General features: G+C 68.7%; 16 protein-coding genes. 5 read left to right on the top strand and 11 right to left on the bottom strand.

Features of this window, described 5'->3' with window-relative positions; genetic code table 11:
• Positions 1 to 207: 207 nt before the first annotated feature.
• From ACTWQD_RS14185 to ACTWQD_RS14175, 3 genes are all read right to left on the bottom strand, one after another.
• Complete coding sequence (locus tag ACTWQD_RS14185) at positions 208 to 3018, bottom strand: aconitate hydratase (protein WP_443196756.1); 2811 nt, start codon at positions 3016 to 3018, stop codon at positions 208 to 210.
• Between the two features lie 171 nt (positions 3019 to 3189).
• On the bottom strand, positions 3190 to 4533 hold the full coding sequence (locus ACTWQD_RS14180) for a class I SAM-dependent RNA methyltransferase (protein ID WP_443196755.1): 1344 nt from the start codon (positions 4531 to 4533) through the stop codon (positions 3190 to 3192).
• Positions 4530 to 6506: an APC family permease gene (locus ACTWQD_RS14175; RefSeq protein WP_443196754.1), complete on the bottom strand. Its 1977-nt coding sequence runs from the start codon at positions 6504 to 6506 to the stop codon at positions 4530 to 4532. Before ACTWQD_RS14175 ends, ACTWQD_RS14180 begins: the two co-directional genes overlap by 4 nt.
• 175 nt (positions 6507 to 6681) lie before the next feature.
• Between ACTWQD_RS14175 and ACTWQD_RS14170 the strand changes: the two genes are divergently transcribed.
• Together ACTWQD_RS14170 and ACTWQD_RS14165 are read left to right on the top strand one after the other, a co-directional pair.
• Positions 6682 to 7353: a potassium channel family protein gene (locus ACTWQD_RS14170; protein ID WP_066435791.1), complete on the top strand. Its 672-nt coding sequence runs from the start codon at positions 6682 to 6684 to the stop codon at positions 7351 to 7353.
• Entirely contained in the window at positions 7354 to 8112 is a 759-nt protein-coding gene (locus ACTWQD_RS14165; RefSeq protein WP_443196753.1) for a potassium channel family protein, read from the top strand. It abuts the gene before it with no gap.
• 28 nt (positions 8113 to 8140) lie between these two features.
• Here the strand turns inward: ACTWQD_RS14165 and ACTWQD_RS14160 are convergent, their stop codons facing one another.
• The 4 genes from ACTWQD_RS14160 to dut form a co-directional block, all read right to left on the bottom strand.
• The gene (locus tag ACTWQD_RS14160; protein ID WP_443196752.1) at positions 8141 to 8899 is read right to left on the bottom strand and encodes a DUF3159 domain-containing protein; all 759 of its coding nucleotides are present in this window, start codon (positions 8897 to 8899) and stop codon (positions 8141 to 8143) included.
• Positions 8896 to 9312 carry a hypothetical protein gene (locus tag ACTWQD_RS14155; protein WP_443196751.1) on the bottom strand — a complete coding sequence of 139 codons (417 nt, stop codon included), beginning with the start codon at positions 9310 to 9312 and terminating at the stop codon, positions 8896 to 8898. The genes ACTWQD_RS14160 and ACTWQD_RS14155 overlap by 4 nt, the downstream gene beginning before the upstream one ends.
• Positions 9305 to 10051, bottom strand: coding sequence for a DUF3710 domain-containing protein (locus tag ACTWQD_RS14150; protein WP_443196750.1), 747 nt, complete (start codon positions 10049 to 10051; stop codon positions 9305 to 9307). The genes ACTWQD_RS14155 and ACTWQD_RS14150 overlap by 8 nt, the downstream gene beginning before the upstream one ends.
• 186 nt (positions 10052 to 10237) lie before the next feature.
• Positions 10238 to 10735: a dUTP diphosphatase gene (gene dut, locus ACTWQD_RS14145; RefSeq protein WP_443196781.1), complete on the bottom strand. Its 498-nt coding sequence runs from the start codon at positions 10733 to 10735 to the stop codon at positions 10238 to 10240.
• Between the two features lie 174 nt (positions 10736 to 10909).
• On the opposite strand from dut, the gene ACTWQD_RS14140 reads away from it, so the two are divergent.
• Entirely contained in the window at positions 10910 to 11392 is a 483-nt protein-coding gene (locus tag ACTWQD_RS14140) for a DUF3093 domain-containing protein (protein WP_443196749.1), read from the top strand.
• Positions 11393 to 11424: 32 nt separating this feature from the next.
• Here the strand turns inward: ACTWQD_RS14140 and ACTWQD_RS14135 are convergent, their stop codons facing one another.
• Positions 11425 to 11724 carry a DUF4193 domain-containing protein gene (locus ACTWQD_RS14135; protein WP_443196748.1) on the bottom strand — a complete coding sequence of 100 codons (300 nt, stop codon included), beginning with the start codon at positions 11722 to 11724 and terminating at the stop codon, positions 11425 to 11427.
• A 321-nt stretch (positions 11725 to 12045) separates the two neighbouring features.
• Here ACTWQD_RS14135 and sepH point away from each other — a divergent pair, with 321 nt between their 5' ends.
• Positions 12046 to 13491 (top strand): septation protein SepH, encoded by a 1446-nt coding sequence (gene sepH / locus ACTWQD_RS14130; protein ID WP_443196747.1) that lies wholly within the window; start codon positions 12046 to 12048, stop codon positions 13489 to 13491.
• A gap of 66 nt (positions 13492 to 13557) precedes the next feature.
• Here the strand turns inward: sepH and ACTWQD_RS14125 are convergent, their stop codons facing one another.
• The 3 genes from ACTWQD_RS14125 to ACTWQD_RS14115 all read right to left on the bottom strand — a co-directional run bounded on the left by ACTWQD_RS14125 (position 13558) and on the right by ACTWQD_RS14115 (position 18349).
• Positions 13558 to 14808: an alkaline phosphatase family protein gene (locus ACTWQD_RS14125; RefSeq protein ID WP_443196746.1), complete on the bottom strand. Its 1251-nt coding sequence runs from the start codon at positions 14806 to 14808 to the stop codon at positions 13558 to 13560.
• 1 nt (position 14809) lies between these two features.
• Positions 14810 to 15553 (bottom strand): DUF5998 family protein, encoded by a 744-nt coding sequence (locus ACTWQD_RS14120; RefSeq protein ID WP_443196745.1) that lies wholly within the window; start codon positions 15551 to 15553, stop codon positions 14810 to 14812.
• Positions 15554 to 15664: 111 nt separating this feature from the next.
• The gene (locus ACTWQD_RS14115) at positions 15665 to 18349 is read right to left on the bottom strand and encodes a bifunctional acetate--CoA ligase family protein/GNAT family N-acetyltransferase (RefSeq protein WP_443196744.1); all 2685 of its coding nucleotides are present in this window, start codon (positions 18347 to 18349) and stop codon (positions 15665 to 15667) included.
• A gap of 67 nt (positions 18350 to 18416) precedes the next feature.
• Here ACTWQD_RS14115 and ACTWQD_RS14110 point away from each other — a divergent pair, with 67 nt between their 5' ends.
• A complete protein-coding gene (locus ACTWQD_RS14110) occupies positions 18417 to 20948 on the top strand; it encodes a DNA gyrase/topoisomerase IV subunit A (protein WP_443196743.1) in 2532 nt (843 codons plus the stop codon).
• Positions 20949 to 20969 lie beyond the last annotated feature (21 nt).

The raw sequence follows: 20969 nt of genomic DNA, 5'->3' as shown, positions 1-20969 counted from the left end.
CTCCGGAGTGGCCCTGCTGCCGGGACGCGGACGGACTGCGCCGGGCACGGGAAAGCCCCGGACGGTCTGGGACCGGCCGGGGCTTTCGCGTTGTACTGCTGGTTCTCCGCTGGCGCGCGGAGACAACTTCCGCTAGTTCGCGGAGACGATCTCCGCGCCCCCGCGGTAAACCCGGCGGAAAAGCGTTGCCAGGTTCACCACGGGTCCCTACGCGGAGATCTGGCGCAGCACGTACTGCAGGATGCCGCCGTTGCGGTAGTAGTCCGCCTCGCCCGGGGTATCGATGCGCAGGACCGCGTCGAAGGAGACAACCTTGCCGTCTTCGGCGGTGGCGGTGACCTTGAGCGTCTTCGGTGTGGTGCCTTCGTTCAGGGCGGTGACGCCCTCAACCGCGAAGGTCTCCGTGCCGGTGAGCCCGAGGCTGGCCGCGTTCTGGCCGGCCGGGTACTGCAGGGGCAGGACGCCCATGCCGATCAGGTTGGAGCGGTGGATGCGCTCGTAGCTCTCGGCCACAACTGCCTTGACGCCCAGGAGCGCGGTGCCCTTGGCAGCCCAGTCACGGGACGAGCCGGAGCCGTACTCCTTGCCGGCCAGGACCACCAGCGGGGTGCCGGCTGCCTGGTAGTTCTGCGCGGCGTCGTAGACGTAAGCCTGCGGGCCGTCAGCCTGGGTGAAGTCGCGGGTGAAGCCGCCCTCAACGCCGTCCAGGAGCTGGTTCTTGATGCGGATGTTCGCGAACGTGCCGCGGATCATGACCTCGTGGTTGCCACGGCGCGAGCCGTAGGAGTTGAAGTCCTTGCGCTCCACACCGTTGGCCAGCAGGTACTGCCCGGCCGGGGTGTCCGACTTGAAGGAGCCGGCGGGCGAGATGTGGTCCGTGGTGACGGAATCGCCGAGCTTCAGCAGCACGCGTGCGCCGGTGATGTCCTTGACGGGCTCCGGCTGCGCCTTCATGCCCTCGAAGTACGGGGGCTTCCGGACGTACGTGGACTTCTCGTCCCAGGCGAAGGTGTCGCCGGCGGGGGTGTCGAGTGCCTTCCAGCGGTCGTCGCCTTCGAAGACGCCCTCGTAGCCGCGGGCGAACATGTCCTTGTCGATCGAGGAATCGATAACCTGCTGGACCTCGACCGGGTTCGGCCAGATGTCCTTCAGGAAGACGTCGTTGCCGGCTTCGTCCTGGCCCAGCGGGTCGGCGTCGAAGTCGAAGTCCATGGTTCCGGCCAGGGCGTAGGCGATGACCAGCGGCGGGGAGGCCAGGTAGTTCATCTTGACGTCCGGGTTGATCCGGCCCTCGAAGTTGCGGTTGCCGGACAGCACGGCGGTGACGGAAAGGTCGTTGGCCTGGATGGCCTCCGAGATTTCGGCGTCGAGCGGTCCGGAGTTGCCGATGCAGGTGGCGCAGCCGTAGCCGACGATGTAGAAGCCGAGCTTCTCCAGGTACGGGGTGAGGCCCGACTTGTTGTAGTAGTCGGTGACCACCTTGGAGCCCGGAGCCACGGAGGTCTTGACCCACGGCTTCGAGGTGAGGCCCTTGTCGACGGCGTTGCGGGCCAGCAGTGCGGCGGCCAGCATAACGGACGGGTTGGACGTGTTGGTGCAGGAGGTGATCGAGGCGATCGACACCGCGCCGTGGTCCAGCTCAAACTCGCGGCCGTCGGCGGTGGTGACGCTGACCTTGTTGGACGGACGTCCGTTGGACGCCGGGCCGTGCGCGTGCGGCGCATCGTCGGTCAGGTGCGTTCCCGAGGCCGCGAAGGACGGGGCGTCCGACGCCGGGAAGCTCTCGTCGATTGCCTCGTCGACGCTGCCGTTGGCGAGGTCTTCCTTGACGTAGTTGCGCAGGTCCTGGCGGAACTGGTCCTTGGACTCGGTGAGGATGATGCGGTCCTGCGGGCGCTTCGGGCCGGAGATCGACGGAACAACCGTGGACAGGTCCAGCTCGAGGTACTCGGAGAACTTGATCTCGCGGGACGGATCGTGCCAGAGGCCCTGTTCCTTCGCGTAGGACTCCACGAGGGCGACGTTCTCTTCGGACCGGCCGGTGAGGCGCAGGTAGTCGAGGGTGACGTCGTCGATCGGGAACATCGCGGCGGTGGAGCCGAATTCCGGGCTCATGTTGCCGATGGTGGCGCGGTTGGCCAGCGGCACAGCCGCGACGCCTTCGCCGTAGAACTCGACGAACTTGCCGACCACACCGTGCTGGCGAAGCTGCTCGGTGATGGTGAGCACAACGTCGGTGGCGGTGGCGCCGGCCGGGATGGAGCCGGTGAGCTTGAAGCCCACGACGCGCGGGATGAGCATGGAGACGGGCTGGCCCAGCATGGCCGCCTCGGCTTCGATGCCGCCGACGCCCCAGCCCAGCACGCCCAGGCCGTTGACCATGGTGGTGTGCGAGTCGGTGCCGACGCAGGTGTCCGGGTACGCCCGGAGGGCGCCGTCCACCTCGCGGGTCATCACGGTGCGTGCCAGGTACTCGATGTTGACCTGGTGCACGATGCCGGTGCCCGGCGGGACAACCTTGAAGTCATCGAACGCCGTCTGGCCCCACCGCAGGAACTGGTACCGCTCGCCGTTGCGCTGGTATTCGATCTCCATGTTGCGCTCCAGTGCGCCGGAGTTGCCGAAGGCGTCGATCTGCACCGAGTGGTCGATCACCATTTCGGCAGGTGCCAGGGGGTTGACCCGCTTGGGGTCCCCGCCGAGTTCCTTGACTGCTTCACGCATGGTGGCAAGGTCCACAACGCAGGGCACGCCAGTGAAGTCCTGCATGATCACGCGCGCCGGCGTGAACTGGATTTCAGTGTCGGGCTCGGCGCTGGGGTCCCAGCCGGCCAGTGCTCGGACGTGATCGGCCGTGATGTTGGCGCCGTCCTCGGTCCTCAACAGGTTTTCAAGCAATACCTTGAGGCTGAACGGAAGGTTTTCTGCACCTTCAACGGAGTTCAACCGGAAAATTTCGTATTCGGTACCGGCTACATTAAGTTTGCCTTTTGAACCGAAGCTGTCCACAATGCTCATCGCAGGACTCCTCTCGCAACAGTTTCATCTTTGTCGCGCCGCAGACCCCTTGCTAGTTAGGTCATCCTAACTAGTGCCTCGCCTTGTTCGCACAAGGATCAGTACAGGGTGCAGGAGGTCAGCCGTGATTACGGAGCGCGACGTCGGACTACTCCGCCCATCCTAATGGCCTCAGGCCCGGGGAGTCAGCAGCGCCACAGTCTCCATGTGGTGGGTGTGCGGATACAGGTCAAAGGCGCGCAGGCCCAACAGATCCCAGCCGGCCTGCTGGAAGTAGCCCAGGTCCCGGGCGAAGGACGCCGGATCGCAGGACACATAGGCGACGGCGCGGGGGCCGGCGCCGGCCAGCTGGTTCACCACCGCCTTGCCTGCACCGGCCCGGGGCGGGTCCAGCAGGATCGCATCGAACCTGCGTGCCTTCTCCCGCAGCACCCGTTCCACCCGGCCCTGGACGATCTCCACCTGCGGCGCGTCATGGAGGTTCTTGCGGGCGTCCCTGCTGGTGCCCGGCGATCCTTCCACGGACAGGACGGACCCGGTGACGCCCACGGCAGCTGCGAGCGGCGCGGTGAACAGGCCCGCCCCGGCGTAGAGGTCCGCCACCACGGAGCCGGCGTCGAGGAATCCGCCGTCGTGCAGGAATCCGGTGACGGCCCCCACCAGGGTGTCCGGCGCGTCCCGGTGGATCTGCCAGAACCCGTCGCCGGTGACGCGGTAGTCGTGGCCGGCGGCCGTCTCCTGCACGTAGGTGCGGCCCCGAAGGCGCAGGATTTCGCCCTTGACGGGGTCGACGCTGGCCACCGAGACGTCGTCGGGCAGTTGCGCGAGGACCGCGCTGAGCCGCTTCGCCCGGGTTCCGGCGGCGGGGTACAGCAGCACCAGCGGGCGGGAACCGTTGGCCGGGGCGGCCACCTCAACCCGCTCGATGCCCTGCAGGTCGATGTCCCAGAGCCGGAAGGCGTTGATCGCATCGACGGCCAACGGCATTTCCCGGACCGGGAGGACCGTGTCGGAGCGGTGCGCGTGCATCCCCAGCTTCCCGGCCGGGGTCATCGCGAACCCGGCGCGGGTCCGCCAGGCGAGGCCGGCCGCCGCGTCGCCGGGCTCCCCCACGGCTTCCACCGTTACGGGGACGTCGACGCCGGCGAGGCGGCGCAGCTGTTCGGCGAGCACCTCGGCTTTGAGTGTGCGCTGGCGCGGCAGGGAGATGTGGCCGAGTTCCGCACCGCCCACCGGCGGGTGGCGGTGAGACCAGGAGCGTGCGGAATCGGCGAGGTCCCAGAAGTGCGGCACCCGGTCGGGGGACGCCTCCAGGACCTCCACGACGTCGCCGCGCCAGAACTTGGCGTCCGGGCCGGATTCCGTGAGCCGGACCCGGACCTTCTCGCCGGGGATGCCGTGGCGGACGAACACCACACGGCCCTCGTGCCGGGCCACACAGTGCCCGCCGTGGGCCACCGGGCCGACGTCGACGGTCAGTTCAGCGGGGGCTTGCGTCTGGGTGTCGGAGCTCATTGGATGTCCTGCAGTCTCTTGGCTTCTTCGGATGATTTCAGCTGCCACGGCACACTGGCCACCATCACGCCGGGCTCGAAGTGCAGCCGGGTCTTGATGCGCAGCGCGGTCTGGTTGTGCACCAGCTGCTCCCACCATTTGCCCACGACGTATTCGGGGATGTAGACCACAATCAGGTCGCGGGGCGAATCGCGCCGCATGTTCTTGATGTACTCCATGATGGGCGTCACCGTTTCGCGGAACGGGCTGGCCAGCACGGTCAACGGTACCGGTATTTCCAGCTTCTCCCAGTCCGCGACCGTCTGTTCGGTCTCCTCGCTGCTGATGTCCACGGTGATGGCGTCCAGCCGGGAGGGACGCGACGCGCGGGCGTAGGCCAGCGCCCGGAGCACCGGCTTGCGGACATGCGAGACAAGCAGCACGGCGTGCACGCGGGTGGGAAGGGCCCGCGGCGAGGAGTCCTCATCCACAGCGAGTTCCTTGGCCACGTTGTCGTAGTGCGCCCGGATGCTCCACATGATCAGGAACAGCACGAACATGGCCAGCAATGCGATCCACGCGCCCTGTTCGAACTTGGTGATCAGCACGATCAGCAGGACGGTGGCGGTCATGCCGAAGCCGATGCCGTTGATGATGCGTGACTTGAGCATCCGCCGCTTCACGCCGGGGTCCTTGGCCAGTTTCAGCTCCCGGCCCCAGTGCCGGACCATGCCGAGCTGGCTGATCGTGAAGGAAATGAAGACGCCCACAATGTAGAGCTGGATGAGCTTGGTGACATCCGCATTGAACGCGATGATCAGCACCAGCGCGCCGGCGGCCAGCGCCAGCACGCCGTTGCTGAAGGCCAGCCGGTCCCCGCGGGTGCGCAGCTGGCGGGGCAGGTAACCGTCCTGGGCCAGGATCGAGCCCAGCACCGGGAAGCCGTTGAACGCGGTGTTGGACGCGAAGACGAGGATCACGCCGGTGGCGGCCACCACGATGAAGAACAGGACGGACCCGGCGCCGAAGATCGTCTGCGCAATCTGGCTGATCGCCGGACTCTGGATATAGCCCTCCGGCAACGGCTCGCCGTCCAGCAGGAACTCGGTGGCCGGGTCCAGCACGATGTGCACCTTGGTGGCATTGGCCAGGAAGATGATGCCGGCCAGCATGGTGGACGCAATGATGCCGAGCAGCAGCAGGGTGGTCGCGGCGTTCTTGCTCTTGGGCTTCTTGAAGTTCGGCACGCCGTTGCTGATGGCCTCAATCCCGGTCAGCGCGGCGGCGCCCGAGGAGAAGGCCCGCAGCAGCAGGAACGCGCCGGCGAGTCCGACCAGTCCTTCGTCGAAGCCCGGCGCGGGAACGATCGTGAAGGCCGCCGACGGTGCCTCGCCCAGCTGGCCGGTGGCGGCCTGGAAGACGCCTATGGCGGTCATGCCGAGGATGGAGGCCATGAAGATGTAGGTCGGCAAGGCGAACAGCGTGCCAGCTTCCTTGACGCCGCGCAGGTTGACCAGGGCCAGGATCACAACGCCGATCGTCGCGATGGCGGCCTGCTGGCCGTGCAGCGAAGGCACTGCGGTGGTCAGGTAGGTGGCGGCGGAGGACATCGACACGGCGACGGTCAGCACGTAGTCGACCAGCAGCGCGGAGGCTACGGTGAGCCCGGCATATTTGCCCAGGTTCTCGTTGGCGATCTGGTAGTCGCCGCCGCCGGAGGGGTAGGCGTGGACGTTCTGGCGGTAGGAGGCGACGACGGTCAGCAGCACCACCATGACTGCCAGGCCCACCCAGGGCGAAAACGCCACGGCACTGATGCCGGCCAGCGCCAGCGTCAGGAGGATTTCGTCCGGCGCGTACGCCACGGAAGACAGCGCGTCGGAGGCGAAAACGGGCAGGGCGATCCGCTTGGGAAGCAGGGTGTGAGCCAGGTTGTCGTTCCGGAACGGCCTGCCTACCAGCACCCGCTTCACGGCATTGAAAATTGTCGGCACCACACAAAGCTAGTCCGATTCGGACGTGATGTCATGACGGCGGCACTCCCCCCCGCCGCGCCTGTCCCTGCCACGCCTGTCCCTGCCACGCCTGTCCCTGCCGCAAGCGGGGGGGGTGCCGCGGTGGCCGGTAGAGTTTTACCCAGCAGCAGGTCGGGAACAACAGGAGGAACGGTTGGCGCACTTCGTGATTATGGGTTGCGGCCGCGTGGGGGCGACCCTGGCGCACACCCTCGAGGACGCGGGCCACTCCGTGGCCATCATCGACCAGGACGACCGCGCCTTCCGGCGGCTCCGGGCGGGGTTTACCGGACGCAAGGTCACCGGCGTCGGCTTTGACCGGGAAACCCTGAAGCAGGCCGGCGTCGCGGAGGCCTACGCCTTCGCCGCCGTCTCCAGCGGCGACAACTCCAACATCCTTGCCACCCGGGTGGCCCGCGAAACGTTCCATGTCCCGCACGTCGTCGCCCGGATCTACGACCCGGGCCGCGCGGAGATCTACCAGCGCCTGGGCATCCCCACGGTGGCCGCCGTCCGCTGGAGCGCGGATCAGGTGCTCCGCCGGATCCTGCCCGAGCAGCACCTGGCCGGCGACTTCCGGGACCCGTCCGGTCGTCTGGTGCTCGCCGAGGTGGACCTGAATCCCGAGTGGATCGGCCACCCGGTGACCTCGATCGAGAAAGCCGCCGGGATCCGGGTGGCCTACCTGACCCGGTTCGGTGAGGGCATGCTGCCCGTGGCCGGCACCCTGTACCAGGACGGCGACACCGTCCACGCCATGCTGGGTGTGGACCGCAGCACCGAAGTCGCGCACATTCTTGCCAAGTCCCCCGCCAAGGAGTCCTAAGTGAAAGTCGTTATTGTCGGGGCGGGAAGCGTCGGTTCCTCGATCGCGCGCGAGCTGCTGGCCCACAAACACGAAATCCTGCTGATCGATCTCAAGCCCGAGGTGATTGGCCGCAGCGGACTGCGCGGCGCCCACTGGCTGGTCGGGGACGCCTGCGAACTCAGCACCCTGCAGGACGCAAAACTGGAGGACGCCGACGTCGTGGTCTCCGCGACCGGCGACGACAAGGTGAACCTGGTGGTGTCACTGCTCGCGAAGACCGAATTCGGCGTCGGCCGGACGGTGGGCCGGGTCAACAACCCGAAAAACGACTGGATGTTCGATGACTCCTGGGGCGTGGACGTCGCCGTCAACACGCCGCAGCTGATGACCGCGCTGGTTGAGGAGGCCGTGGAGATCGGCGACCTCGTCCGCCTGCTGACGCTGCAGACCGGGGTGTCATCCCTGGTCGAGTTCACGGTCCCCCACGATTCACACGTGATCGGCCTGACGGTGGGCGGCATCGACTGGCCGGAGGATTCCACGCTCGTTGCGATCCTCCGCGACCAGGCGCCCATCACGCCGAGCCGCGATGACGTGCTGGACGGCGGGGACGAGCTGTTCTTCGTGACCACCATCGCGGCCGAGGACCAGCTGCGGGCCCTGCTGTCGCCCGAGTCCCCCGGCGACGGCGAGGACGCTGACGAGGCGTTGCCCGTCACCGCGGACCGGCAGGGCGCCGGCGGGCAGGCGCCCGAGGACGACGGTTTCGACGGCTGACCCCGCCGGGGTCAGCCGTCGGCGGGGGTCAGGTGGCGGCGGAGGCCGGGCGGGTCAGCAGCCAGGCGATCCAGATGCCGAGGATGTACAGCGGCGCCCCCATCAGGAGCCGCGTCGTGGCGAGGGCCGCGAAGCCGTCCTCGCCCATGAAATACAACGGCACTTGGACCAGCAGCCGCAGGGCCAGCACGCCGATGATCACCCACGTGCCGATCTGGTACGCCTTGACCCTGGCGGGGTCTTTCCGCCAGTCCAGGCCCTCATTGCGGATAAAGCCGAAGATCAGCCCGGCGAAGGGCCAGCGCACGGCGATGGAAATGCCCATTGCCACGATGTAGCCGAAATTGGTGAAGAAGCCGGGAACGTAGAAATCTTCGGCCTTGCCCGTGGTGTTGGCCAGCCACGCGGAGACCCCGACGCCGGCAATTCCGGCCAGTGCCTGCGTCAGCGGTTTGCGCTGGATCAGCCGGGCCACGGTAAACGCAGCGGCTATGGCCAGTGCGAACACCAGCGCCAGGGTCAGCTCCCGGGTGATGGTGAACGCGACCAGGAACACCAGGCCGGGAAGGATGCTCTCCGCGATGCCCTGGACCCCGCCGGCGCTCTTGAGCACGTCAATGTTGCCGTTGTGGGACCGGTGCAGCCCGGCCTTGGCCGCGTAGCCTTCGGCGAGCTGCGCCACCGTGGGCTGGGCGTCCGCCGGCTGGACTTCTCCCCGCTGCGCGGCGGCGGGCCGGGCGTCCGCCGCTTCGGGTTTCTCCGGTTCGGGTTTCCGGGGCACAGTCATTGCTCCTCCTGGTGGGAGAGAATCTCATAGCGGGGGTTGAACATGGTGGGCAGGCCGTCGCGGACAGTGACCATGCCCTGCAGGCGCAGTTCGGTGCCGGCCTCGATGCCGGGGATGTGGCGGCGGCCCAGCCACACCACACGCAGCCGGCCCTTGGCCCCGGCGGGCCGCTGGCGCCGGCCATTGGCGGCAGGGCGGGCTGCAGCGGGCTGGGCCGCGGGCTGGGCGGTGACCCTTCGGGTCGGGGCCTGCGGTGCGTTGTGGTCGATGACCACCGCCGTGAACGCCGCCACCTGGTTTGCCGGCGGGTAGGTCACGGACTCGATGAAGCCGTGGCACAGCACGCGGCCGCGGTCCGGCAGCTCCCCCACGGAGACGGAGGAAGCCGGGTCCTTGCGGGGGGCATCAACCAATCTGGGTAGTCTCCGGTCCACGTTCCGGCCGGCTAAGGTCGGGGGCCGACTGCGGCGCGGGTACGGCGTTCTCCTTCGGCAGGCGAAGCTGCAGCAGGTCGCGGGGCGGCATGGGGTTTTCGCCGCGGACCACCACGATCTGCCGGAACAGGCCCTCCAGCCCGGCAGCCGCCTCGCGGTCGACGGCGGCCTCGCCGCCGAGCACGCCGCGCAGGAACCAGCGCGGACCGTCGACGCCGATAAAGCGGGCCACACGGTAACCGTGGCTTCCATCGGCGCTGCTGGCCGGGAGCTTGGCGAGCAACTCAGTACCGAAACCGCCCTGGATCTCCTCGACCTGGCCGCCCTGGCTGCCGACCGACTGGCCGATCTGTTCACGGATTTCGTCCCAGAGGCCCTCGGAGCGGGGAGCCGCGAAGGCCTGGAGCTGGAGGCTGGAGCCGTTCAGGTCCATGGTGACGGCCACGACGCGCTGCGTGGCCTCTTCGACCTCAAGGCGGAGCTGCAGGCCTTCCGAGGGGGCAATCAGCAGTGCGCCAAGGTCCACGTAGCCGTCCTGGTCCTCGATTTCCGAGACATCGAAGGGACCGGTGGCGGCACGGCCGGACGCAGCGGAGGACACTCCGGCAGCGCCGGATGATGCAGTGCCGTCGGCGGCAGCATCAGCAGCTGCCTCCCGGGTCTCCCCGGAATCTGTCGGCTGCTCCTGCTTTGCTTTCCTGCCACGCCCAAAAACCATGGGGTCGTCTCCTTAGTTGTGTTCTCCTGCCGGCCGCGCGCACGTGGCGGCGGCCGCCCGGTGCGCTTCCGCGCACCGGCAGGCGGCCGGTGCGGCCGCGGACGGGTCCTGCTTCAAAATTTCACTGCGTACATTTCCCTGCGTACATTTACCTGCCCAAATACTGCAGGTGTTCAGCGCCGGCGCTTAGACCGGCGCGCCGAACCCGCCGGTGGAGCCAAAGCCTCCGCCGCCGCGCACCGAGCCGCTGAGCTCCTGGACCGGCAGGAACCGGGCGTATTCGACGCGTTGAATAACCATTTGTGCAATTCTATCGCCGCGCTTAAGTTCGATCGCGTGCCGGCTGTCAGTGTTGAGCAGCGTCACCGCAATCTCGCCGCGGTAGCCGGCGTCGACCGTTCCGGGGGCGTTGACCACGGTGAGGCCGTGCTTGGTGGCGAGTCCGGACCTCGGGTGGATCAGGGCCACAAAACCGTCCGGGAGGGCGATGGAGACGCCCGTGGGGACCAGCCTGCGCTCCCCCGGTTCCAGCCGGACGTCCTCACGGGCGCGCAGGTCCGCGCCGGCGTCGCCCGGGTGGGCATACGACGGCGGTTCCAGGCCGTCGTCGAGCATCTTCAGCTGGACCGTCAGTGTGGGCGTTCCGTACTCTGCCGTTTGTGGTGCATCCGGCTCTGTCTCCAGCTCTGCCTCAGGCTGTGCTTCTGCTGCTGTCACAGTCGTCGTTTCATCAGTCACAGTCCCTCACTCTAACGGCAGCGGCGAAGTTCGTCCTAGCCGCAGCCGCCGGGCCGGGCCGCCGCGGCTGCCGCTTTATGCCAAGGTGAAATAGCCCGGAAAAAGTGGAAAGCTGGGCACATGCCCGAATCCAGCGCAGCCGTTCCTGCCCCCAACAGCACCCCTGACGACGCCGTCGTGTACACCGAGAAACTGTGGCCGAACTTCTGGATCTGGCTGGTGGCGGCGGGACTGTCGGGCGCCGGGATTTTCGTGTTCGCGCCGATCAGCCTGACTACCGGCCTTGTCGCGGCCGTGGTGCTGTTCACGATCCTCGCCGTGCTGCTGGTCCTCTCGACCCCCACCATTACCGTCACAGGCTCCACCCTGCGCGTCGGCCGGGCCACCATCGAACGCCGCTTCCTGGGCGCCGCAGCAGCCTTCGACGGCGCGGAGGCCACGGCCGAACGCGGCACCCGCCTCAACGGCCTCGCCTTCCTGTGCATCCGCGGCTGGATCAGCCCGGTGGTCCGTATCGAAATCACGGACCCCTCGGACCGCACCCCCTACTGGCTCACGTCCACCCGCCACCCGGATCAGTTGCTTGCCGCGCTGAGGTCCTAGCCTTCGCCGAGGGCTTAGCCCCCGGAACGGCTTTAGCCTTCGCAGTCCCTGCAGTATTTGAGCCCGTCCTTTTCGCGGGCTACCTGGGAACGGTGGCGGACCAGGAAGCACGAGGCACACGTGAATTCGTCGGCCTGGGCGGGAAGGACCTGGACCATGAGCTCCTCGCCGGACAGGTCCGCGCCGGGGAGCTCGTAGCTTTCCGCAAGGTCAGATTCGTCCTCGTCAACCACTGCGGACGGCTTTTCCGTGCGCCGGGCCTTCAACGCCTCTAGGGAGTCCTCACTGAGGTCCTCCTCGGTCTTGCGAGGCGCATCGTAGTCTGTCGCCATGGTCGGTTGCTCACACTCCGCAGTCGTTCGGTGGGATCGCCGTCCCCGGGAGTCCTGCCGGGCTGTGGCCCTGGGCTTCCGGAGCGGCTCTTCCGATGTCAACGCCGGCCACGCGGTTTTTGTGCCCGATGTCGGGTCATTTTTGCTTAAGCCCCGGATGAAAACCAGAGGCCACCGGTCCGGGCTCCCGGGAGGTCCGCCCGGGGGCCGGAAACCGGCGTCAATTCGCGGAAAATCACGGCGCGCCCGGCGTCCTCTCGGGAAATGACGCACATCGGTGGCAGAGTTTCGATTGTTAGTAATGCCAGGGTGGAGGATTGTATGCAGGATCTACGGCTTGTAGGCGTCCACGACGACGGGGAGCATCTCCTGTTGAGCGGCACCGGCGGCGCGATGTTCCAGTTGCCAATCGACGAAGCACTGCGGGTTGCAGCCAGCCGGACGATGTCCAAAGCGGCAGCCGCGTCCGTTGCGGCCGCTGCCCCGATTGCCATGTCCCCGCGGGACATCCAGGCGCGCATCCGCGCCGGCTCGACGGCGGCAGAAGTGGCGGAGCTTTCCGGAATTCCGCTGGCGAAGGTGCAGCGCTACGAGGGCCCGGTCCTCGCCGAGCGCGAGTACGTCGCCCAGCAGGCCCGCAAGGTGGAGGTCGCCGCACCCGCCCCCGGCCACGACGTCTACCGCTCTGTCTTCGGCGACCAGCCGGCCTCGCTCGGCGAGATGGTGGCCCACCGGTTGAGCGCGCACGGGATTGAGTCGTCCACCGTGGAGTGGGACTCCTGGCGGCGCCCGGACGGCAGCTGGACCGTGGTGGCCCGCTTTGAGGCCAAGGCAGGCGGCCCGGCAGGCATCGGCGAGGAACCTCCCGCCATGTGGACGTTCAGCCCGTCCCGGAGATCGCTGCAGAACGCGAACCGCTGGGCACAGCAGCTCAGCGAGCTGGAACCCCTTGACGGCCCTGTCCCCGCCCGGCGGCTCACCGCCGTCACGGACCGGCCCTTCGACTTCGAAACCGATGCCGAGGCCGCCGCGCGCACGGCGACCTCCCAGCTCCAGGTGGTTCAGCAGCTGCACGGGCAGCACGACCAGGAGTCCGACGGCCTGCTCGACATGCTCCGTTCCCGCCGCGGGCAGCGCCTGGGCGTGGACGAAGACGCCGACGACGCCCTCGCGAAGCTGCTGACCAACGGTGTCCCCGCAGCCCACCCCAGGCCCTCGGAGGTGCTCGCGGAAGCTCCCGCCCACAGCGGGGAACCTAGCAGCGTGGAACCTAGCAGCGGGGAACCCGGCGGCGAACAGTCCGCCGGCGACGAAACTCCCGGCGACGAAACTCCCGGTGACGAAACAGCCGTCGAGTCCGCGGACACGGCCTCCCGTCCCGGCACCAACCCGTGGGAACGCCGCCGCGACGGGAGGCCGTCCATCATGTCCCGGCTGACCCTGGCCCCGCGCCACGACGAGGATCCGGACGACGCCCTGAAGCTGCACGACGGCGTCAGCACGGACACCCGGGAAATAACCATCGCGGCGTCGCAGCTGCGGCCCGTCGGCCAGCAGGGGTCCACCTCCAGCCCGGGGCTGGACGAGCTTCTGGGCGGCGGTTCCACCCGCCGGCAGCAGCGGGAGTCCGGCGCCGCGGCTGCACGGAACCACGGCGACGACCGCGACAACCAAGACCCGCTGCAGCCGGAGCGGCAGCCTGCAAAGCCCAAGCGTTCCAGCATTCCCAGCTGGGATGAGATCGTGTTTGGCGCCCGCGGCGACTAGCCGCCAGCGGGAGGGCCGGAGTTCCGCAGGTCAGGACCCCCGGGGTGGCATGGCCGCAGCACGCGGTCAGGCGCGCGGTGCCCTGGCGCCGTCGGCCTGGAAACAGAGCAGCGGGACTTCGCGTTCGGCTTTGGTGAGTGAGCCGTGCTGCCCCACCACTTCCATGGCCGCGGGCCGGATGCGCCGGATGTCGTAGAAGGCCAGCTGCTCCCGCGCAGCGATCATCACGTCGCCGATCCGCGGGGCCACCTCTGGCCGGATGTCGCCGAAAAGCCCCGCTGCGGCGGCCTCCTCCCGGGTGAAGGCCCAGATCCGGTCGGCGAAGCGCGCCCGCCAGGCATCAAGGAGCCGTTCGCGGCCGGCGTCGCCCTCCCCTTCCTCCAGGTACAGGTGGACCATGCGCGGTTCGCCTGCCGTGTGGCGCACGCCGGCGATGAGGGCCGGGTCCGCCGAGTAGTCGATCCGCTGGGATTCCGGCACGTCCAGCATGCCGTGGTCCGCGGTGAGGAGGATGGTGGTGCCTGCCGGCAGCGTGGCGCTGAGCCGTTTCACGGTGGCGTCGAGTTCCTCGAGCTGGTGCTCCCACTGCGGCGACTGGCAGCCGTGACGGTGCCCGGCCTTGTCCAGTTCGTTGACGTAGAAGTACATCAGCGACCTGCCGGACCCGGCCATGGCCTGGGCCGCGGCGGCCGTCCTGGCGTGCGAGGTGGTGGCGGTGACATAGCGGCCTCCCCGGAGGGCGGCCCGGGTCATGGCGGAGTCGCTGAACTGCGGGAGGCTGACGGTGGTGACCTCCACGTGCTCCGCCGCCCGCTCAAGGACGGTGGGGAACGGCTGCCACTGCTGCGGGTCGACGCCGGCATCCCAGCCGCCGAGCATGTTGACCACCCGGTCCTGGTCCGGGTCCAGCACGTCGTACCCCACCATGCCGTGCTGTCCGGCTGCGAGGCCGGTGCCGAAGCTGGCCAGCGACGCCGCGGTGGTGGACGGAAAAGCCGAGTCAAGGGACACCGGCACCTGCCCCTGGCCTGCCTGCATCACAGCGCGAAGGAACGGGGTGTGCGCGGATTTCTGCTTCAGCAGGTTCCGTCCCAGCCCGTCCGCGAGGACGACGCACACACGCTTGGCCGCGGGCAGGCGAAGGCTGTTGTCGAAGCCGGGCACGCCGAGGCTCGCCGCGGCGCTCGTGAGGACCTCGGCGACGGAGCGGTGGCCGAAGGCAGGGGGCGGCGGCATGCTGCCGGCGGCCCGGTGGGCCGGAGCCTGCAGGAGGGCCGGGGCGGAAGAGACGGGTTCAGGCACGCGGTCCGGGGCCATTTCAGCGCTGGTGGCCGCGGCTGGCGCGGTTTCCGAAAACGCCCATCCGGGGGCGGGGCGGGAGCCCGGGGCCGGTGTGGGGCACCGGAGCCGTGGATCCGGTGTTCACGGCGCGGAGCGCGCGGGCAAAGAGCTTGGCGTCCTGGACGGCCTGCAGGCCGTCCGCCTCGGCGCTGATCCGGAGCACGATGTCCTCCTGGGCGATGGTGCCGCTGTAGCCGTGGTCGGCTTCGCACTGCGGGTCACCGCAGCTGGCCGGGCCCATGTCGAGGCGCTGGCCGCCGGACCAGGCAATGGACAGCGTCAGTTCGCGGACGGGGTCCGAGGGTTTGTAGTCCTGGGGCTGGGCGTAGACGTAGCTGAGCACCACGGAGCCGATCTGCGTGACGGGCACGGACTCGGTGGAGACCTGTGCAACGGTCTGCTCCCCCGCCTCGTCCAGCTGCTGGTCGTCGACGTGGGTGATGACCAGCATGTCCTCGGTGAGGACCAGCACGGTGATGTGGCGGCGGACCTCGGCGCGGTCGAAGTGGGTCTCGAGGTGCACCAGGTGGGCCACGCAGTCGCGGCCGTCCAGGGCGTCCGCAACGACGTCGGCGACCAGCCGCGGGTAGAACCCTGCCTGCTGGAGCGCCCCTTCCAGGCTTTGACCCTGCGCACTGTGGTCATGCAGGCCGTTGTGGTGCGCGCCCGGGCGTCCGGTGACGGTCGCCTGGGGCCTGGGTGTCGGAGACTGAAAGCTCATGGTCTCCATTTTCACAGATCGGCTGGGGACATGCTAACCATTCCCCGTCCCGGTTCCGCCGGCGGCGGACACTGTCAGCCCGCGCCGCTCAGCTTCCGCCCCGCGCGGGTGTCAGCTGCGCATGGCGCGGCGGGCACTGTCGGTGCGCTGGGCGGCGTTCGCGATCCGGACGTCGGCGGCGAGGATGGATGCCCCGTCAGGGCCGGCGAGCACGGGGTTGAAATCGACCAGGACGATTTCCGGGTGGTTGTCCTTGAGCCTGGTCAGCCGTGCCGCGAGGTCCTCCAGCGCCGCCGCATCCACGGGCGGCAGGCCCTGGTACCCGAACAGCTTCCGGGAGGCCCGGGGGGCCCGGATGAAGTCGCGCACATCGGTGCCGGACAGCGGCGGCACCCGGTGGGCCCAGTCGTCCAGCAGGTTGACGGCGTCACCGGCCAGCCCGAAGGAGATCACCGGGCCCAGCAGCGGGTCCTCGATGGCGCGGAAGGTGCAGGCCTGCCCCACGGGCGCCATGGTCTGCACCTCCAGGGAGGGCGAGCCGTAGCGTTGCAACGATTTGCGCATTTCCAGCACGTTCCGCCGCAGGGAGTCCGCGTCCTGGATGTCCAGGCGCACCCCGCCGAGGTCCAGGCGGTGCCGCAGCGCCGGGTCGGTGGTCTTCAATGCCACCGGCCAGCCCAGCCGGTTTGCGGCGGCGACGGCCTCTTCGGCCGTCTCAAAGCCGACGGATGGGACCACCCTGATGCCGTAGCGTGCCAGCAGCGCCGCAGCCGTGTCCGGGGCCAGCCGGACCAGCTGCTCGCCGCCCACGCCGGACAGCAGGTGCTCCAGCTCGTCGCGTGTGCCGTCCGGATCGCAGCCCTCGGGTTCGACAAACAGGCCCTGGTCCCGGTCCAGCCACTGGGCGTAGCGGACCACGGCGCCGAGGGCAGACACGGCCGCGCCGGGATTGGAGTAGCAGGGGACAGCGGCCGCCCCGGTGTCGCCGCCCACCATTCCTTCCACATAGATCGACGGGTCCAGGATTCCACTGAACGCTGCCACCACGGGTTTGCCGGCCGCCACCGAACATTCAGCCAGCACACCGGCGATCTTCTCCACGGTGAGCCCGTGCGCGGGCAGCAGCGCCACCACCACGGCGTGGACGGAGTCCGCGGTGAGGACTTCCTGCAGGCTGTGCCGCAGGGCGGGCAGCGCCACGGACATCCCGGCGTCGAGGTCGACGTCGGCGACGATCCGTTCCACGCCGAGCCCCTGCGCCGCCGCACTGTCGGCAACCACTTTGCCGAGCGCCCGGGAGTTGCTGAACACGGCGACCCCCGGCCCTTTCGGCAAGGGCTGTCTGGACACGATCTGGGCGACGTCCATGAGCTGTTCGATCGTCTCGACACGGATGATGCCGGCCTGGCGCATCATGGCGTCGAGCGCCTCCGGCGGCGCTTGGGTGGTCTGGACGGCGTGGCCCGGGGGCAGGCCCAAGGCGTCGGATTTGGCGACGATGACCGGCTTCGTCCGGGCCAGGCGCCGGGCCAGGCGGGAAAATTTGCGGGGGTTGCCGATCGATTCCAGGTAGAGCCCGACGGCGGTCGTGTCGGCGTCGTCCTCCCAGAACTGCATCATGTCGTTGCCGGAGACGTCGGCACGGTTGCCGGCCGAGAGGAACGTGGAGATCCCGACGCGGCGCCGGCTGGAGGCCGCGTAGAGGGAGACGCCGATCGCCGCCGACTGGCTGAACAGGCCGAGGCCGCCGCGGCGGCCGAGCGAGGGCGCCATCGAGGCGTTAAGGGACACGGCCGGGTTGGTGTTCATGATGCCCAGCGACGCCGGGCCGATCACCCGCATGCCGTTGGCGCGGGCCTGCCGCACAAGTTCACGCTGCCGCGCGAGGCCGCGTTCGCCGTCGTCCGCGTAGCCTGCCGTGGCCACTACGATCCCCTTGACCCCGGCGGCACCGCATTCCTCCACGACCTTGGGGACCTCGGCGTAGGGAACGGCGATGATGGCGAGGTTGACGGGGCCCGGTACCTCGGAGAGCCGCGCGAAGGACAGCATGCCGGCGAGCTCGAACGCCTCCGGGTTGATCGCATAGACGGGCCCGGTGAAGCCCCCCTCGATGATGTGCTCCAGCAGCTGGTAGCCCACAGTCCCCCATTTGCGGCTGGCCCCGATCACGGCCACGGAGGACGGTGCCAGCAGCTCCTGGATGCTGCGGGCCTCCGCGCGGTGTTCCCGGGACTCCATCACGGCGCGGGATTTGTCCGTGGGGTCGATGTTGAACTCAAGGCTGACCACACCGTCGTCGAAGTGGCGTTTGACGTCGTACCCGGCGTCGGAGAACACCATGAGCATCTTCCGGTTCTCCGGGAGGACCTCGGCGCTGAACTTGCGGATCCCGTTTTCCCGGGCGGCGGCGGCCAGGTGTTCGAGCAGGATGGATCCAATGCCGCGGCCCTGGTGCGCGTCGGCGATGTTGAACGCGACTTCGGCCTCTTCGGGGTCGTCGAGCCGGTCGTAGCGGCCGATGCCGATGATGTCGCCGCCGATGGTGATGACCAGCGCCACCCGGTCCTTGTAGTCCACCTCGGTGAACCGTTTGAGTTCCTTGGCGGAGAGCTTGGATTTGAAGGCGAAGAAGCGCATGTAGATGGACTTCTGCGACTGGCCGCCGTGGAAGGCCTGCACCGCGTCCGCGTCGGACGGGTGGATCGGGCGCAGATGCGCCGTCCCGCCGTCGCGCAGGACAACATCGGCTTCCCAATATTCCGGATATACACCGTCCGCGGGCTGATCCACCATAGGCTTAGCCTAGTCATAAACGTGCCCAGCACACGTTCAGCACCCCTCAGAAGGACCCACCAGCCCCATGGCACGCCGCCAAACCCCGTCCCCGGCAGGGGAATCCAGCAAGGATTCCGCAGGAACATTCACAGAGAACATCGTCGACATCGACGTCACGTCGGAGATGGAAGGATCGTTCCTCGAGTACGCCTATTCGGTGATCTACTCGCGGGCGCTTCCGGACGCCCGCGACGGGCTGAAACCGGTGCAGCGGCGCATCCTCTACATGATGAGTGAGATGGGCCTCCGCCCGGACCGCGGGCACGTCAAGAGCGCCCGTGTGGTGGGCGAGGTCATGGGCAAGCTGCACCCGCACGGCGACACGGCGATCTACGACGCGATGGTGCGCATGGCGCAGGACTTCTCGCTGCGGCTGCCGCTGATCGACGGGCACGGTAACTTCGGCTCGCTCGACGACGGACCCGCGGCTCCGCGGTACACCGAGGCGCGCCTTGCGGCCGCGGCGCTGACCCTGACGGACCACCTCGACGAGGACGTGGTCGATTTCGTCCCCAACTACGACAACCAGCTGACCCAGCCGGACGTGCTGCCGGCCGCATTCCCGAACCTGCTGGTCAACGGCGCCACCGGCATCGCCGTCGGCATGGCCACGAACATGGCCCCGCACAACCTGGTGGAGGTGATCTCCGCCGCGCGGCACCTGATCGAGCACCCTGACGCCACGCTTGAGGACATCATGAAGTTCGTCCCCGGCCCGGACCTGCCCACGGGCGGGCGGATCGTGGGCCTGGACGGGATCCGCGACGCGTACGCCACCGGCCGCGGCTCGTTCAAGACGCGCGCCAAGGTGGAGGTGGAGCAGCTCTCGGCGCGGCGCACCGGCCTGGTGGTCACGGAACTGCCGTACATGGTGGGCCCGGAGAAGGTGATCGAGAAGATCAAGGACGCCGTCAACGGCAAGAAGCTGACCGGGATCAGCGACATTGTGGACCTTACGGACCGCAAGCACGGCCTGCGCCTCGTGATCGAGCTGAAGAACGGCTTCAACCCCAACGCCGTGCTCCAGCAGCTCTACCGCTACTCGCCGATGGAAGACTCCTTCGGCATCAACAACGTCACCCTCGTGGACGGCCAGCCGCAGACCCTCGGGCTGCTGCAGCTGCTCTCGGTCTACGTGGAGCACCGGATCGACGTCGTCCGCCGCCGCACCGTTTTCCGCCTCGGCAAGAAGAAGGACCGCCTGCACCTGGTGGAGGGCCTCCTGGTGGCGATCATGGACATCGACGAGGTCATCCAGATCATCCGTTCCTCGGATGAGGCGGCCGCGGCCCGGACCCGGCTGATGTCCATCTACGACCTCTCCGAGATCCAGGCCAACTACATCCTGGAGCTCCGGCTCCGGCAGCTGACCAAGTACTCCCGGATCGAGCTGGAGAAGGAACAGGACGAGCTGCGCCGCGAGATCGCTGAACTCGAAGCCATCCTCGGTTCCAGCGAGCGGCTCCGCGCCCTGGTCTCGGCCGAACTGGCCGAGGTCGCCGAGAAGTACGGCACCCCGCGCCGCACCGTGCTGCTCGAGTCAGAGGCGGTCTCCCCCACCGTGGCCGCCCTCACGGCCGCGCCGGGCACCAAGGGCAGGGCAGCCCCGCTGGCGCTCGAGATCGCGGATGACCCCTGCTGGGCGATCCTGACAGCGTCCGGCCAGATCGCGCGCACCGCCAACCAGGACAGCCTCGCCGAGTCCGGCCCCCGCGCCAGGCACGACGTGTTCACCTCCGTGATCAAGACGTCGGCGCGCGGCGAGATCGCCGCCGTCACCTCGCAGGGCCGCATGCTGCGGCTCCAGGTGATGGACATGCCGGTGCTGCCGCCGACGTCGGGCACGCCGAACCTGGCCGGCGGGGTGCCGGCCAAGGACTTCATCACGCTGCTCAAGGGCGAATCGCTGGTGGCGTTCGCACCGCTGGATGAGGTGCTGGCCATCGGCACCGCCCAGGGCGTGGTCAAGCGGGTCCAGCCCGACTATCCGCTGAACCGCGAGGACTGGGACGTCATTGCGCTCAAGGACAAGGACACCGTGGTGGGCGTCGCTCCCGCGGGTTCCGAGGACGTCGACCTCGTCTTCGTGACCCGGCAGTCGCAGCTGCTGCGCTTCCCCGCCTCGGCCGTCCGCCCGCAGGGCCGGACCGCCGGCGGCATGGCCGGCATCAAGCTCGCCGCCGGGGACCGCGTGATGTTCTTCGGCGCCGCCAGCCCGGCTGATCCTGACGCTGTGGTGGTGACCATCGCCGGCACCGAGGGTGCGCTGCCCGGCACAGCACCGGGGGCAGCCAAGGTCACGGCCCTCGCCGAATACCCCGCCAAGGGCCGCGCCACCGCGGGCGTTCGGGCGCACCGCTTCCTCAAGGGCGAGGACACGCTGCTGCTCGCCTGGGCCGGCCACGGACCCGCGAAGGCATCCTCCCTGGCCGGTGTGGCCCGGTCCCTGCCCGGGGAACACGGGCGGCGCGACGGCTCCGGCATCCCGCTCTCCCAGGCCATTGACGCGATCGGCCCGAGCATGGCCTGGCCGACGGCACCCGGGACCGACGCCTAGGCCCGCCGGGGCGCCGCGCCG

This window comes from Pseudarthrobacter sp. 1C304 (genome assembly GCF_052245515.1).
GTDB lineage: Bacteria > Actinomycetota > Actinomycetes > Actinomycetales > Micrococcaceae > Arthrobacter.
Note: the sequence above shows the minus strand (reverse complement) of the source record. Positions and strands in the feature narration are given on the sequence as shown.